Genomic DNA, 13,088 nt, shown 5'->3' on the forward strand with positions numbered 1-13,088 from the left:
ACCATGACTCGATTTGCCGCGTTTTCCTTGTCACTCCTGTCGATGTCCCAGACCTTCGCCGCCAGCGACATGCAGGGCATGGATCACAGCCAGATGGCTGACATGCAAGGCATGGATCACAGTCAAATGGGTGATATGCAAAGCATGGACGACGGCATGATGCAGCCCGCCGCGCCGACCGAAAGCCGCACGCCGATCCCGGCGCTGACCGACGCCGACCGCGCCGCCGTGTTCACCAGCCACGCCGGACACCAGGTTCACGACAGCGCCATCAACACTTACTTCCTCGCCGACAAACTCGAATGGCAGGATGCCGACGACGCCAGCACCCTGGCCTGGGATTTGTCCGGCTGGATCGGCGGCGACATCGATCGGCTGTGGCTGCGCTCCGAGGGCGAACGCAGCAACGGCAAAACCGAAGACGCGGAGATCCAGGCGCTGTGGGGCCACGCGATTTCGCCGTGGTGGGACGTGGTCAGCGGCGTGCGCCAGGATTTCAAGCCCGGCGCACCGCAAACCTGGGCCGCGTTCGGTCTGCAGGGCATGGCGCTGTACAACTTCGAAGCCGAAGCCACGGCGTTTCTCGGCGAAAACGGCCAGAGCGCGATGCGGCTCGAAGGCGACTACGACATCCTGTTGACCAACCGCCTGATCCTGCAGCCCACCGCCGAACTCAACGTCTACGGCAAAAACGACCCGCAACGCGGGATCGGCTCGGGCCTGTCGAACACTGAAGTCGGGTTGCGGTTGCGCTACGAAATCCGCCGCGAATTCGCGCCCTACATCGGCGTGACCTGGAATCGCTCTTACGGCAACACCGCCGATTACGCCCGGGAAGAAGGCGAGGATCGCAGCGAAGCGCGACTCGTCCTCGGCGTGCGGCTGTGGTTCTGAATCCCATCAAAAAACAATACCGAGGTCTTGCATGCGCACATTGAAAATCTCCCTCGTCCTCGCCAGCGGTTTGCTCCTGAGCACCCTGGCCCAGGCCCATCCGAAACTGCTGTCGTCGACCCCGGCCGAAGGTGCCGACGGCGCGGCACCCGGCAAGATCGAACTGCGTTTTTCGGAGGATCTGCTGACTCAGTTCTCCGGCGCCAAACTGGTGATGACCGAAATGCCCGGCATGGCCCACTCGCCCATGCCGATGAAGGCCAAAGTCAGCGCCGGCAGCGACCCGAAAACCATGCTCGTCACCCCGCTCTCGCCCTTGCCGGCCGGCACCTACAAGGTCGAATGGCGCGCGGTGTCGTCGGACACGCACCCGATCACCGGCAACGTCACGTTCAAAGTGAAGTGAGCGATGGCTGAACTGATCAACATCCTCCTGCGTCTGGCGTTGTATGTGGATTTGCTGATGTTGTTCGGGCTGGCGTTGTTCGGGCTGTACAGCGTTGACGCGGTGCTGCGGTTTCGACCGATGCTGCGCGGGATGGCGTTGATCGGGGCACTGCTCTCAGTAGCGGGACTGGTGCTGATGACCCGCGCCATGAGTGGCGAAACGGAATTCGCGGCGCTGTGGCCGCACCTGCAAATGATGGTGCTGGAAACCGACGTCGGGCTGGCGTGGACGCTGCGGATGATTGCGCTGATCGCCGTGATGATCTGGCCCGGATTGTGGCTGGCGTCGATGGCCGGCGCCATCGCCCTCGCCTCCCTGGCCTGGAGCGGACACGGCGCGATGGATAACGCGTGGCATCTGCTCAGCGACATCCTGCACCTGCTCGCGGCGGGGGCGTGGCTGGGCGCCATGCTCGCGTTGATCTTGATGGCGCGGCTCAATGCATTGCTCAGCGAGGCGCGCATTCGTTCGCTGGCGGATTCCGTCAAACGCTTCGAAAGCGTCGGCGCGGCGATTGTGCTGATCCTGTCGGTGACCGGCGTCGCGAATTACCTGTTCATCGTCGGCCCGGCACTGGGCGAAATCCTGCTTGGCACCTATGGGATTCTGCTGGCGATCAAGGTTGTGTTGTTCTGCGGCATGCTGGTGCTGGCCGCGTTGAACCGCTTCCACCTCGGGCCGTTGCTCGAGCAATCGTTGCGCGCCGGGCAGCATCAAGTGGCAGCAAACGCCCTGCGCCGCAGCTTGGCATTGGAGCTGGTGATTGCGCTGTTGATCGTGGGACTGGTGGCGTGGCTGGGCACGTTGAGCCCGGAACCGGGATGACACCCGGCAAACGCATTCACTACACTGGCCCGCACCTCCACTGCACAAGCCCGATCTCCATGACAATTCCAAAAAGCACGATGATCTTCTGCGGCCTGCTGGCCATGGCCGGCGCCGCTCAGGCACAAGAGTCGGCCTCGCACCTCGACACCGTTCAGCAACAAGGCCAGTTGCGCGTCTGTACCACCGGCGACTACAAGCCCTACACCTTCAAACGCCCGGACGGCGGATTCGAAGGCATCGACATCGCCATGGCGCAATCCCTGGCCGACAGCCTCGGCGTCAAGGTCGAATGGGTACAGACCACCTGGAAAACCCTGATGCCGGACATGCAGGCCGGCAAATGCGACATCGGTGTGGGCGGCATCTCGGTGACCCTCGAGCGCCAGAAAAAAGCCTTCTTCAGCAACACCCTCGACGTCGACGGCAAGATCCCGCTGGTGCGCTGCGCCGACCAGTCCAAATACCAGACCATCGACCAGATCAACCAGCCGAACGTGCGCCTGGTCGAACCGGCCGGCGGCACCAACGAAGCCTTCGTCCACGCCTTCCTGCCCAAGGCGCAACTGGCGTTGCATGACAACGTGACCATCTTCGAACAACTGCTCGACAACAAGGCCGACGTGATGATCACCGACGCCTCCGAAGCCCTCTACCAACAGAAACTCAAACCCGGCCTGTGCGCCGTCAACCCGAGCCAGTTCATGCAATACGGCGAAAAAGCCTACCTGCTGCCGCGCGACGACATCAGCTGGAAACTCTACGTCGACCAGTGGCTGCACCTGAGCAAAGTCACCGGCAAATACCAGAAAGTCCTGAGCGAATGGATCGCCGTACCCGCGGCCCAGTAAACCTCAGTCGTCATGCATCAGGCCGGAGCTGTACTGGTTGAAACTGTTACCGATATTGCTCCCGCCGAACTTCAACGTATTCATGTTCCGCGCCTGCGGCGACTGACAGTCGCTGGAGAAACAACTGGTGGTGGTCAAGCCACCGGAACCGGAGCAGGCGCTTAAAAGTGCGACAGTGGCGACGATCAACAGCGCTTTGAGTGGATTGTTCATGGTGTGTGGCGCTCGCGTGGGATCGGGATCTTGTGGATGGATCGTAGGCCGGTGCGGGTGGTGGGAAGATGAAATTTCAGGGTTCGACAGCGCCGGTTCAGCTTCACAAACGCTTCAGAAAATCGCCGATACTCGCGAGCACCGCATCGGGGTATTCACGATGCGGAACATGGCCGCAATCCGGGAGAATCTGCACACTGACTTCAGTACTGATCTGCGCCGCAATGCGTTGCGGTTGACCGATTGATCCGTACTCGTCCCGCTCGCCGTGCAACGTCAGCACCGGGCAGCGAACCTGACGCAACTGAGCGTCCAGATTCCAGTCGCCGAAAGCCTCCGAACACCAGTTATCGACCCACGCACGCAGTACCCAATCGGCCTTGTCGCCGTGATATTTCTGTAACCGCTGCATTTGATCGGGCAAGGCAAACTGACGCTCGGCCTCACGAATCCCGTCCCGCGTCGCCGTCTCGACGAACGCTTGCGCCGCTATGGTGACAACGCCTTGGCAGCGCTGCGCAAACGCCGCCGCGCATCCAATTGCCATGCCCCCACCGACGCTGTGGCCCAGCACGACAAACCGGTTCACATCAAAATATTCGCAGACAGTTTGAAAGCTGCCCTTCGCCTCGTCCTCGACAAAACTCGGCGGTAACAACCCCGGATAAGCGGCCGAACGCCCGAATCCCAAACGATCATAGGCAATCACCTGTCGCCCGGTTGCCTGCGCCAGACGCTCGGGAAAATCGCGCCATAACGTCACACAACCAAGCGAGTCGTGGAGCAGGATGATCGGCACAGCGTGCGTTGCTTCGGCGTCCCAGCTCTGGGCAAACAGCCGCCCTTGGGGTGTATCGATCCAGTGTTGCCGGGTGGAAACGTGCTGCATGGACAAGCTCCTCACAAGACTGCGCGATGTGCCGGTGATCGTATCCTTGCAGTGGCTCCCTTTCGATGTTCTAAAGGGCTATTCAATAGCCTGATCGGGCCACGGAGGATGAATGATCAACGTTGTGATTCTGGCGTATGACGGTTGCTGGGGCATGGGCGTGTTTTCGGCGACCGACTTTTTCCGGATCGTCGCCCTGCTCGAACAACACCTTGGCGTGGGCCAAAGCTACAGCATTCAAGTGTTGAGCGTGGATGGCGCCGATGTCAGCGCAGCGAGTGGGCATCTGATCCGACCGGACGGCGTACTGGCCGATGCGAAAAACTGCGACCTGATCGTGATTCCACCGATTGAAGGCATCCGCCTCGCGCAAGGCTTTGAGCCTGCCCCTGAGACCCTGAAATGGCTGACAGAACGCAAACGACAAGGCGCACGCGTCCTGGCGATGACCACCGGCGTTTGCTACGTCGCCGCAGCCGGGCTGCTTGAACACAGGCTCATCGCCGCGCACTGGGCGTTCACCCGCCAGTTGAAGCAACGCTATCCCGACCACGATTTCATCGCCCATCAATCCTTCCTGCATTCAGAGGGCATCTGGAGCACCGGCACCCTCGGCGGCGGCTTCGATGCCTTGCTGGAAATGCTCGCCCAGGATCGCGGCGACCACTTCGCCCAACTCTGCGCCACTCACCTGCTGGTCGCAGCCCCCGAACGCCTGAGCCCGATCCTGCCGGGGCACCGCAATCATCAGGACGCCGCGATATTCAAGGTTCAGGACTGGATCGAAACGCACCACGCAGAAGCAATCACCATAGCCGCCATGGGCCGCGAAGCCGGGTTGACCGAACGCACGCTCAAGCGCCGGTTCCAACTGGCGACCGGTCTTTCACCCAACGTTTATCTACAAAGAGTGCGGATCGACAAAGCGAAGAAACTGCTGCTGACCAGCGGCCTGTCGGTCAAGGCGATTGCCTATGAGGTGGGGTATGAGAACGTGAGTTTCTTTGTGCGGCTGTTTAAAAGTCATGTGGGTCAAACGCCTGCGCAGTGGCGCAAGGTTGCAGACTAAAAACCCCCTGCGCCCGAGCCGCAGAGGGTTGTAACCGACTACTTCGGCTCGATGTTATCCAACGCCTGATTCACCGCCAAAGATCCCAACATCACCAACTGCGCAATGCCGATGGCGGTTTTGCGGTGGGCGGGTTCCAGGGTGCCGGCGAAGTTGTTGAGCATTTCGGAGGCTGATCCCAAGGATTCGCTGGCGTTGGCGAGCAGGGATTCGGTGTCGTAGGCCGGGTTGGCGAAGTACATCGGATCGTGTTTGGTGTGACTGCCCATGATCCGCTGCTGCGGGGTGAGGTAGTGATCGAGGGCGCGCTCGGCGGCTTCGTTCAGGGTTCGTGAATCGGGGAATTTGTAGGGGGAGACTGGATCGGTTTCTGGTGGGTTGGGTGTTGGTTTGAACATGGAGTAACTCCCGACGGATAAGAGGTTAGGAGCCGCCACCTTCGCTACCAAACTAGGGTGGAGGCCATACGCAGGTTGGTAGACCGGCCGTCAGGAACCCCGGCGCATCCGAAGATGCCCTGCGCATGACCACCATAAAACGAAGGCTCTGAAAGCCTCCGCAAGACAGTAGTCTTGTGCTTCTGACGGAATCCGGGCTACCAAACCCGATCACTGTTTTTCAGTGACCCAGGAACGATAGAACCCCCGTGCTAGAGGCACAAGCCGGCGGATTCTGTCTTAGGTGTAGGGGGTGGCGCAAGGTTGTGTAGGGCCGAAGTAGTGTCAGAGAGCTTCGTTTAAACACACTCAAATTTTGCTGTTTAGATGAACGACCAACACCGGGCACGTCGCTGTCAGGCAACCACCCAAGCAACTCTGATACAGTCGGTGCTAATCCGTTGACAGGGAGTCAAACATGGCAAAGCCCGCTGCACGCATCACCGATCCCACCAGTTGCCCCATTCCCGGACACGGCCCCAAAGCCATTGCCTCCGGATCCCCCGACGTATTCTTCGACGGACTCGCCGCCGCCCGAAAAGACGACATCTGCACCTGCGGCAGCGCACTGGCCTCCGCCGTATCCAGCACTGTATTCATCAACGGCAAGAATGCCGCGCTGGTTGGCACAGTCGGTTCACATGGAGACGTCGTGATCGGAGGATCGGGAACGGTGATTATTGGTGACTCACATACGCCTGCGCCGTTTACGCCGCCGACGCCGATGATCATTCATCCTGGATGGATCAGCTTCACCATCCCCGGTTCTGAGTCTTACCTAGGCATGAGCTGCGTTGCTCACTTCGAAGATGGTTCTACCCAATCCGGAAATTTTGATATCACCAACACTGTGAAATTTCTCAACATCCGTGGAAAAGTCTGCCAAAAGCTAGAGTTCGGCTCTCAAGAAGAACCACCAACTGGCTCAATTTTCGACACGCTATTCAATGCATCATTGAAATAAGGATTGTTCATGACTGAGCCACTGCTCGTAACGGGAAGCTACGTTGTCCAGAAAGCTCACGAGCTTGAAAATTCGCCTTTGGATATGGCGATTGCGGGTATGGAGGGAGCCGCCACAAGATTTTCTTTAGATGCCATATCAGATGCAAAAGTACGCAGTAACTACATGAGCAACATCAAGCGCATGTCAGTGGAAACAAAAGCCGAAGTCGCTGCAGGAAGGCTGAGTGCCCAAGAAGGAGCAGCATTTTGCCAAGAGATGCGAAATAGAATCCTGGTCGAGCATCGAAAATTCACCTCGGCACAGGGTGTGGCTTTCGCTGAGCGGAAGAAAAGACTTCCTCCGACATTGCAAGATACGCTGGACAAATACGCATTAAAAACGGCAAACGTCGAATACAACAAACTGACGCCAGAACAAAAGAGCAAAGTCTATTACGAGATTCTGGACTCAGCGGGCCGTGATAACGCACCAGTAAGCAAGGGAACTCAAAAATTAAGAATAATGGGAAAGGTCGGCCTATTGGTCACTGCGACTTTCGCCGTATATGAAATCATGAACGCAGACAACAAAGTCAAGGAAACGGCCCGACAAGGCATCATCATCGGCGGCGGCGCCGCTGGCGGTGGACTCGCAGGCTTGGGTGTTTCCGCATTTTGCGGCCCAGGCGCACTTGCTTGCGCGGTGGCAATCGTTCTGGCGGGAAGTATTGTGGGAGGAATTGCTGGTAGCGCAGTAGCCGACACCTTTGATGAAGAACTGGAGGAATTTTCCAAATGGGAAGTTCTATGACAAAGCAGCAAAGAGCGGATGTGCGCTGGGCATTGTCCGATGCTTTTGTTGATAACGAGGTCGACTATGCTGCGATTGCGCGAAGGACAAGAGAATTCGATCGAGATGAAGTGAAGCGCATACTCTTTGAGGAGGTGGCACCTGTTTGCCACTCAAACCTTGGAAGCACACTTCCGACTATATGGCTTTGTTTCAACAGGCAGGAATTGGAAGATGACATTGAAAAAATGCTGGGAGCGAAAGAGAACAGCTGGCTCAAAAGAAAAGCTAACGCCTTATTGGTGACATGGCTGAAGAGCAGATACAAATACATCTGGACAGAAATAGAAAAGCAGTATCAAAACATAAGCTAATAACAAAGCGTCGCGACTGGAGCGATTGCATCACCCTTTTTTTCTTGAGCTATACTCGTAAGCGAACACACAACCAAGTAAAAGCATAATTACCTTAAGGACTGATACATGAAGGGAAAAACCATCGCAACTTTTCTTGCATGCTTGCTACTCGCCGGTTGTTCTGACCCAAAGCAAACCAAACTGCCTGCCGATATCAGTAAATGGTCAGAGGACAAAGGGCTAATGGAAGCTGTCGGCAAACTCGATGAAAATGATAGAAAACTGTTTGGTGGCTATGCTGCCCGGCAAGTGGTGACCAGCACATTTGGCGGTAGCAAAGTTGTTGCAGACTCAACACTGGGTGATGCTCTGAAAACACAACAGGCCTGGATCGAAGCCAAAGCTGCCGAAGCGGAAAAACAAAAAGCCTTGGCCGAGCAAGTAAAACAGCAACAGCTTGTGGCACTCAAAGAAATGAACGGAACGCTTACAGCGTCCCTTCTCAAACTTAAACTGAATCCCGCCGACTATAAAAACAAGCAATACAGTGAATATTTTTCAATTGAAATTGCTCTACACAACAATACAACTGAGGCCCTATCTGGCGTAAAGGGAACAGTCGTACTCAGCGACATGTTCGGCGACCCTATAAAAAGAATTGGCCTCACCAACGACATCCAAATCGACCCAGGTCAAACGTACATCTATAGCGGGACAATGGATTACAACCAGTTTCAGGCCGCCGACAAGAAGTTGGCTGCTTCCGACACTGAAAAAATGAAATTTGAATGGGTGCCGGATACTTACATCTTTACAAACGGCAAAAAGCAAACCATATCAAATTGAAATGGAAAGTAGGGTAGACAAATTTACAAAAAAACGAACAACCCGCTTCGTTACCAGCACAAATTAATCAACAGTACAAACCCATCCATTCCCACGCGACAGTACTACAACTTCGACCGCAAGCGAACGAGGAAACACTCATGAGCTCAGAGCTAATAGTAAAACCCGGTACTGGAATACTCTCAACGGACACAACAAAATTCGAGGCTTATCTTGCCCATCTCGGACTTCCAACCGACAACATAATTGCCGCTTTACCTCAACGACAAATAATCGAAAACAATCTTCCAAGCTTTATCGAATCGCTTCCATCCGAAGTGAAACGGGACGCACGATATTTATCAAAATTCGTGGCCGGAGCGGCAATTGGACTATTCGACGCCTCATTAAACTATGTCTGGAACGAAGTTGTTCTAAACCTAAGGGAAAAAGTAGTTCTATATGGACTCGATATGTTCTTCGACGCCGCCGTTGGTGGCGGACGACGGGAATTTTACTCAACAGAAGAAGATCTTTCTGGATTAAAAGACAACACCCTTATCAATACGTGTCGAAAACTTGAACTCATATCCGATATTGTTTACACAAAACTAAACCATATTCTAACCATGAGAAATGACATTGGAGCTTCACATCCAAATTCTTACTCGATAAATGCATTTGAACTGCTTGGATGGTTACAAACGTGCGTACAAGATATCCTTAACGACAAACCATCCGCTTCCGCAATACAGATCAAATCCTTCATCGAGAATCTTAAAAAGTCCACAACCGTACTCGACGACACAACTATTAAAAGCATGGAGAGACCTCTAAGCGAGCTTTCCCTTCAAAATACCGACAATCTTCTTAACAGTATATTTGGAATATACACCGCAGATACCACCGGCAATATCATAAGAAAAAATATCTCTCTCTTCGCCCCTCACATTTGGAACAAGAGCAGCGACAATGTCAAATACAAACTAGGCGTAACAATCGACGGATACAAAAACAATCTTCACAACGAAAAGCATATTTTAGGTATAGAATTTTTCAACATTTGCGATGGAAATAGATTCCAATCGTTAGACTCTAGAATAATTTCTTTGGATGGTTACGCCGACGAACTTCTCGAAGCAAGATATTCTTGGGATAACTTTTACAATGAGCCTCCACTCATGCGTAAAATTTTATCTTTTCTAAAAACAGAGGCAGACATCCCTATAGAAAGATCCCAGAAATTAATAAAAACAGTACTAATTTGCCGAATCGGGAAAGGCATTCCTTATAACTCGGGCGTTTCTCCAGCAGGAAAACCTCTTTACGATCAGTTTTTTGGGATGCTCGGAGATCAAAACATAATAAACGTACTAGTCGCTATGCACTCAAACGAAGTGCGCGTTAATCTTGACAACAAATTTTGTCAGACACATATGGTCAACGTACTGAAGCTCTTGAAAGCTAATGCGCGAAGCGAGCGCATTCAAGAAATTCTTGACTTTCTCATCGCCAACGAAAACATTCTTCATAAAATCCATTTAGACAAGCGCTACAAAGAACTAGCAAAAAACCACATGACATTTAGCTAAACCACATATGAAAGGATGGTTTTTACTATAAGCCATCCCTTCTCACCCAAAACAACCAACTTTTTCCTGAGCAAAAAAAATTTAAACCCCAACTAATATATATAGCGTTCGCCCCCCTGGAACCCAGAGCATTTACTCCCACCCCAAACACACATGCACACCAATAAACTTCTAAAAAATCCACTACTAGATAACTACTCGACGAAAAATAAATTCTCATTAAACTCCAAAAGCCTCGAAATCTTCTTCAGCCCTTTTATATTTCTCTATTACGGAAATTTTCGATTTATTTTTAGCTTTATTCAATCGCCTTTTAAACTCCAAGCCAGCAACTTGCTTACAGGCTATCATTCGCCCAACTCTCCCCATTGCACTATGATAAAGATGAGCCACCTCTTCGAATACCTTACCACTCTCCACTTGAACTTCAAACTCTCGCACTGCAGCTTTAATTCTGTTCCTCTCGGCTTTAACAACACCAGCAGAGCAACCAGATATACCTAATCCGGTAACAACTAGAGGCTCCTGCTTTTCACCGTATGTAATAGCCTGCCCTTTTTTAGAATATGCATTTTTGCTCTTTTCTGCTTAAATCCTTTTTGAGCAAGCATCCCCGTAACCTTCGATACAACTTCTGACCACTGCGCACTTAGCAACTGTTTTTTCGAAGAGATGGTTATATCATCTGCAAAGCGACTATAAGCTAACCCCTTGGTATGCATCCAATCAACAAGCCGCGGTTCGACATCCCAAAATACCAAATTAGCAATATAACTACTGGTACTTGCACCCTGAGGAACGTACCCATCCTTCGTAACGATTAGTGCAAGAACTTCTGATACCCCGCGCCCAAAACCAAAAAAACCTTCAAAAATCCATCTCACTTTATCAATGGTAATTGATGGAAAAAATTAGTTATATCTTGCAACGCGATGGACTTAGCAGACGCATGTTCCCGCGCATTTGAGAAAGGACTTCTTGGACTTTTATTATCCTTTATTCCGCCATGAAGATAGATAGGGTAATCAACAAACACAAACAACCTATCGACAAGTTTTCTTTGGATTTTTTTCAACGGCTCAAAAGCATCATAAGTAACCCTAACACTCTTGTCCTTTTTCTCTTGCAAAACTTCTCGATATAAAAAATTACACGAGACGGATAATTTTAACAGCGACTCCGGACTTTCACCGAGCATTAAACCAAGTGACTTAAGGCTATAAACAGGCTTCCTTTTATACTTTGCGACGATCATAAAAACCACCCATGAAAAAACCCGCATTATAAAAATGCGGGCTTCTATAAATTCGATGATGCGATTTGGTGCGTCATTATTTCAAGAACTCCATTACAACATCAATATAAACTGATGCTTTTTCATGGATAAGAGACCAATTTTCGTAACACCACTTAACCGAAATCTGAACTGCTGCACCCTTAATACTCTCAAGGATAAAGCCCTTTTTCTCAGGTTTCGTTGGTGCGCCTCCTTTTGGATTCTCTTTGCTATCTTTAGTGACGCGAACACCTTCATTATTTTGCACATTCTTCAACGGAGACCGCTGAAGGCTCTTCATTTTTTCATCGATATATCCTCACGGGCTGGATTGCCCCGCCGCGAAGCTTTCAGGCCGAAAGGAACATGAAGGTGTCCATACAAATCGCAGTTCTGGCTTATCAAACGAAGTTTTATAAGCCCGTCCGCCGCAATATTCGCCGTGTGATCTGAGTAATCGTTGATTCGGCCAACGGCCGGCTGCTTTTTCGTTAACGGATACAAACCTTCGCTAACGCTCAAAGTCGACAACGAGAAACCTCGTTACCGGGGCGTGCTCAACGCTCTGCACAGACAGTGAGATAAACCTATGGGTTTCATAGATGTAGCTCTGCAGAACTCGATCAGGGCGGACACACGGGTGGCGGAAAAAGCCTTGTAGAACCCAAAGCTGATTGGCTAACCAATCACAACTGCAAGCCTGATTTTTCTATCGATGTTTTTTAAAGAGCGCATTCGGATGGTACATCCGACCTGAAAAACGTTATAGCTCATTGCCAGTACGAAAGCAAACTTGACGCAATCGTTACCCTCAACCTCCACCTGATCGAAACAAAGCCAGACACTTCTAAGCAGCCTTGCCCAATCTGATAAACTCCCCCACCTCCCAGCCACACCGATTCCGTACCCCCAATGCCCCCAATCACCGCCACACCTGCCCCACTCTCCCGCCGTTTCTCTGTCGCGCCGATGATGGATTGGTCGTAGCCCCTCGTCTGCACCCCGGCCAGCTTGGTCACGCCCTTAAAAAGACAATGCTTTGTAGCAATTTCTAAGCATTGAGCAACTACCGCCCACAAAGGGCACTACCGGTACTATGCTTTTCCTTTTGCGAAAGGAGTCGATGCTGTGGCTGACGAATATTCGTTATCGGATGTGCTGGAAAGGATCTACCAGAATCAGCTCGGCCTAGAAGCAGCGCTGATGGAGCTGACGCTCCATGTTGAACAGCAAGGTTTCACTGAAGTCGGAGACAACGTCCGCGGGGCTTTGTGGGCGATTGGCGAAAACACCGGATACATCAAGCAAGGACTGGCCAGGCTGAAGGGAAAGACTGGGAGCTAACCCTCACCCACCGAGGTCTGCTTTCGGCCAAAAGCGGACATCGGCACGCGACTGCTGACGACCATTTGCGGATCTTCACAAGCAACCGCTACCGGCCAGAAGCGGACATTGGGAGGCCGACCGCATCCGGCCACAAGCGGACGCTCATGGACGAGCGTCCTAGGCGTCCGTTGTCACGGGACACTTCCACGCCATGTTCCGATTATTACTGCCTGTGGTGCACCACTTGGTTGACACGAGGTGTAGTACGTCCTCGCTCGTAAATCTCGAAATTCACAGTGGACCGGTGATTATTAACCATATCGTGCGTTCCTTGACGGAAAGCCAGGCAGAT

Annotated in this window: 17 protein-coding genes; 11 read left to right on the plus strand and 6 right to left on the minus strand. The window is 52.5% G+C overall.

From position 1 onward, the window contains the following. Positions 1 to 3 precede the first annotated feature (3 nt). The 4 genes from I5961_RS18535 to I5961_RS18550 are packed head-to-tail and all read left to right on the plus strand — an operon-like array spanning position 4 to position 3,018. Positions 4 to 894 carry a copper resistance protein B gene (locus I5961_RS18535; RefSeq protein WP_227232998.1) on the plus strand — a complete coding sequence of 297 codons (891 nt, stop codon included), beginning with the start codon at positions 4 to 6 and terminating at the stop codon, positions 892 to 894. A gap of 31 nt (positions 895 to 925) precedes the next feature. Beyond that, complete coding sequence (gene copC / locus I5961_RS18540) at positions 926 to 1,300, plus strand: copper homeostasis periplasmic binding protein CopC (protein ID WP_064380958.1); 375 nt, start codon at positions 926 to 928, stop codon at positions 1,298 to 1,300. A gap of 3 nt (positions 1,301 to 1,303) precedes the next feature. Further along, a complete protein-coding gene (gene copD / locus I5961_RS18545; protein ID WP_227232999.1) occupies positions 1,304 to 2,167 on the plus strand; it encodes a copper homeostasis membrane protein CopD in 864 nt (287 codons plus the stop codon). 59 nt (positions 2,168 to 2,226) lie between these two features. Then, entirely contained in the window at positions 2,227 to 3,018 is a 792-nt protein-coding gene (locus I5961_RS18550; RefSeq protein ID WP_227233000.1) for a transporter substrate-binding domain-containing protein, read from the plus strand. 3 nt (positions 3,019 to 3,021) lie between these two features. On the opposite strand, the gene I5961_RS18555 is transcribed toward I5961_RS18550, so the two are convergent. Together I5961_RS18555 and I5961_RS18560 are read right to left on the minus strand one after the other, a co-directional pair. Continuing rightward, complete coding sequence (locus tag I5961_RS18555; RefSeq protein WP_227233001.1) at positions 3,022 to 3,231, minus strand: hypothetical protein; 210 nt, start codon at positions 3,229 to 3,231, stop codon at positions 3,022 to 3,024. 103 nt (positions 3,232 to 3,334) lie between these two features. After that, a complete protein-coding gene (locus tag I5961_RS18560; RefSeq protein WP_085705153.1) occupies positions 3,335 to 4,120 on the minus strand; it encodes an alpha/beta fold hydrolase in 786 nt (261 codons plus the stop codon). A 112-nt stretch (positions 4,121 to 4,232) separates the two neighbouring features. Between I5961_RS18560 and I5961_RS18565 the strand changes: the two genes are divergently transcribed. Then, the gene (locus tag I5961_RS18565) at positions 4,233 to 5,189 is read left to right on the plus strand and encodes a GlxA family transcriptional regulator (RefSeq protein WP_227233002.1); all 957 of its coding nucleotides are present in this window, start codon (positions 4,233 to 4,235) and stop codon (positions 5,187 to 5,189) included. Positions 5,190 to 5,227: 38 nt separating this feature from the next. On the opposite strand, the gene I5961_RS18570 is transcribed toward I5961_RS18565, so the two are convergent. Then, complete coding sequence (locus I5961_RS18570) at positions 5,228 to 5,587, minus strand: DUF6124 family protein (protein ID WP_085705149.1); 360 nt, start codon at positions 5,585 to 5,587, stop codon at positions 5,228 to 5,230. Between the two features lie 457 nt (positions 5,588 to 6,044). On the opposite strand from I5961_RS18570, the gene I5961_RS18575 reads away from it, so the two are divergent. From I5961_RS18575 to I5961_RS18595, 5 genes are all read left to right on the plus strand, one after another. Continuing rightward, entirely contained in the window at positions 6,045 to 6,590 is a 546-nt protein-coding gene (locus I5961_RS18575) for a PAAR domain-containing protein (RefSeq protein ID WP_085705147.1), read from the plus strand. Positions 6,591 to 6,599: 9 nt separating this feature from the next. Then, positions 6,600 to 7,382 (plus strand): hypothetical protein, encoded by a 783-nt coding sequence (locus I5961_RS18580; RefSeq protein ID WP_085705145.1) that lies wholly within the window; start codon positions 6,600 to 6,602, stop codon positions 7,380 to 7,382. After that, on the plus strand, positions 7,379 to 7,735 hold the full coding sequence (locus I5961_RS18585) for a hypothetical protein (protein ID WP_227233003.1): 357 nt from the start codon (positions 7,379 to 7,381) through the stop codon (positions 7,733 to 7,735). Before I5961_RS18580 ends, I5961_RS18585 begins: the two co-directional genes overlap by 4 nt. Positions 7,736 to 7,843: 108 nt before the next feature. Further along, the gene (locus I5961_RS18590; RefSeq protein WP_227233004.1) at positions 7,844 to 8,563 is read left to right on the plus strand and encodes a hypothetical protein; all 720 of its coding nucleotides are present in this window, start codon (positions 7,844 to 7,846) and stop codon (positions 8,561 to 8,563) included. 140 nt (positions 8,564 to 8,703) lie between these two features. Beyond that, a complete protein-coding gene (locus tag I5961_RS18595; protein WP_227233005.1) occupies positions 8,704 to 10,134 on the plus strand; it encodes a hypothetical protein in 1,431 nt (476 codons plus the stop codon). A 515-nt stretch (positions 10,135 to 10,649) separates the two neighbouring features. Here I5961_RS18595 and I5961_RS18600 read toward each other — a convergent pair. The 3 genes from I5961_RS18600 to I5961_RS18610 form a co-directional block, all read right to left on the minus strand. After that, a complete protein-coding gene (locus I5961_RS18600) occupies positions 10,650 to 11,018 on the minus strand; it encodes a reverse transcriptase domain-containing protein (protein ID WP_227233006.1) in 369 nt (122 codons plus the stop codon). After that, the gene (locus I5961_RS18605) at positions 11,015 to 11,389 is read right to left on the minus strand and encodes a hypothetical protein (protein ID WP_227233007.1); all 375 of its coding nucleotides are present in this window, start codon (positions 11,387 to 11,389) and stop codon (positions 11,015 to 11,017) included. The genes I5961_RS18600 and I5961_RS18605 overlap by 4 nt, the downstream gene beginning before the upstream one ends. A 76-nt stretch (positions 11,390 to 11,465) precedes the next feature. Continuing rightward, entirely contained in the window at positions 11,466 to 11,711 is a 246-nt protein-coding gene (locus I5961_RS18610; protein WP_227233008.1) for a hypothetical protein, read from the minus strand. Between the two features lie 827 nt (positions 11,712 to 12,538). On the opposite strand from I5961_RS18610, the gene I5961_RS18615 reads away from it, so the two are divergent. Beyond that, on the plus strand, positions 12,539 to 12,754 hold the full coding sequence (locus I5961_RS18615; RefSeq protein WP_227233009.1) for a hypothetical protein: 216 nt from the start codon (positions 12,539 to 12,541) through the stop codon (positions 12,752 to 12,754). Positions 12,755 to 13,088: the final 334 nt, after the last annotated feature.

It is taken from the genome of Pseudomonas sp. IAC-BECa141 (assembly GCF_020544405.1).
Classification (GTDB): Bacteria; Pseudomonadota; Gammaproteobacteria; order Pseudomonadales; family Pseudomonadaceae; genus Aquipseudomonas.

Excerpts from the sequence above, each read along its gene's own strand:
- I5961_RS18595 (WP_227233005.1), top strand. The coding sequence starts at position 8,704 with ATGAGCTCAGAGCTAATAGTAAAACCCGGTACTGGAATACTCTCAACG.
- I5961_RS18560 (WP_085705153.1), bottom strand. The coding sequence starts at position 4,120 with ATGCAGCACGTTTCCACCCGGCAACACTGGATCGATACACCCCAAGGG.
- I5961_RS18575 (WP_085705147.1), top strand. The coding sequence starts at position 6,045 with ATGGCAAAGCCCGCTGCACGCATCACCGATCCCACCAGTTGCCCCATT.
- I5961_RS18585 (WP_227233003.1), top strand. The coding sequence starts at position 7,379 with ATGACAAAGCAGCAAAGAGCGGATGTGCGCTGGGCATTGTCCGATGCT.
- I5961_RS18555 (WP_227233001.1), bottom strand. The coding sequence starts at position 3,231 with ATGAACAATCCACTCAAAGCGCTGTTGATCGTCGCCACTGTCGCACTT.
- I5961_RS18550 (WP_227233000.1), top strand. The coding sequence starts at position 2,227 with ATGACAATTCCAAAAAGCACGATGATCTTCTGCGGCCTGCTGGCCATG.
- I5961_RS18565 (WP_227233002.1), top strand. The coding sequence starts at position 4,233 with ATGATCAACGTTGTGATTCTGGCGTATGACGGTTGCTGGGGCATGGGC.
- I5961_RS18580 (WP_085705145.1), top strand. The coding sequence starts at position 6,600 with ATGACTGAGCCACTGCTCGTAACGGGAAGCTACGTTGTCCAGAAAGCT.
- I5961_RS18590 (WP_227233004.1), top strand. The coding sequence starts at position 7,844 with ATGAAGGGAAAAACCATCGCAACTTTTCTTGCATGCTTGCTACTCGCC.
- I5961_RS18570 (WP_085705149.1), bottom strand. The coding sequence starts at position 5,587 with ATGTTCAAACCAACACCCAACCCACCAGAAACCGATCCAGTCTCCCCC.
- I5961_RS18535 (WP_227232998.1), top strand. The coding sequence starts at position 4 with ATGACTCGATTTGCCGCGTTTTCCTTGTCACTCCTGTCGATGTCCCAG.
- copC (WP_064380958.1), top strand. The coding sequence starts at position 926 with ATGCGCACATTGAAAATCTCCCTCGTCCTCGCCAGCGGTTTGCTCCTG.
- I5961_RS18605 (WP_227233007.1), bottom strand. The coding sequence starts at position 11,389 with ATGATCGTCGCAAAGTATAAAAGGAAGCCTGTTTATAGCCTTAAGTCA.
- copD (WP_227232999.1), top strand. The coding sequence starts at position 1,304 with ATGGCTGAACTGATCAACATCCTCCTGCGTCTGGCGTTGTATGTGGAT.
- I5961_RS18610 (WP_227233008.1), bottom strand. The coding sequence starts at position 11,711 with ATGAAGAGCCTTCAGCGGTCTCCGTTGAAGAATGTGCAAAATAATGAA.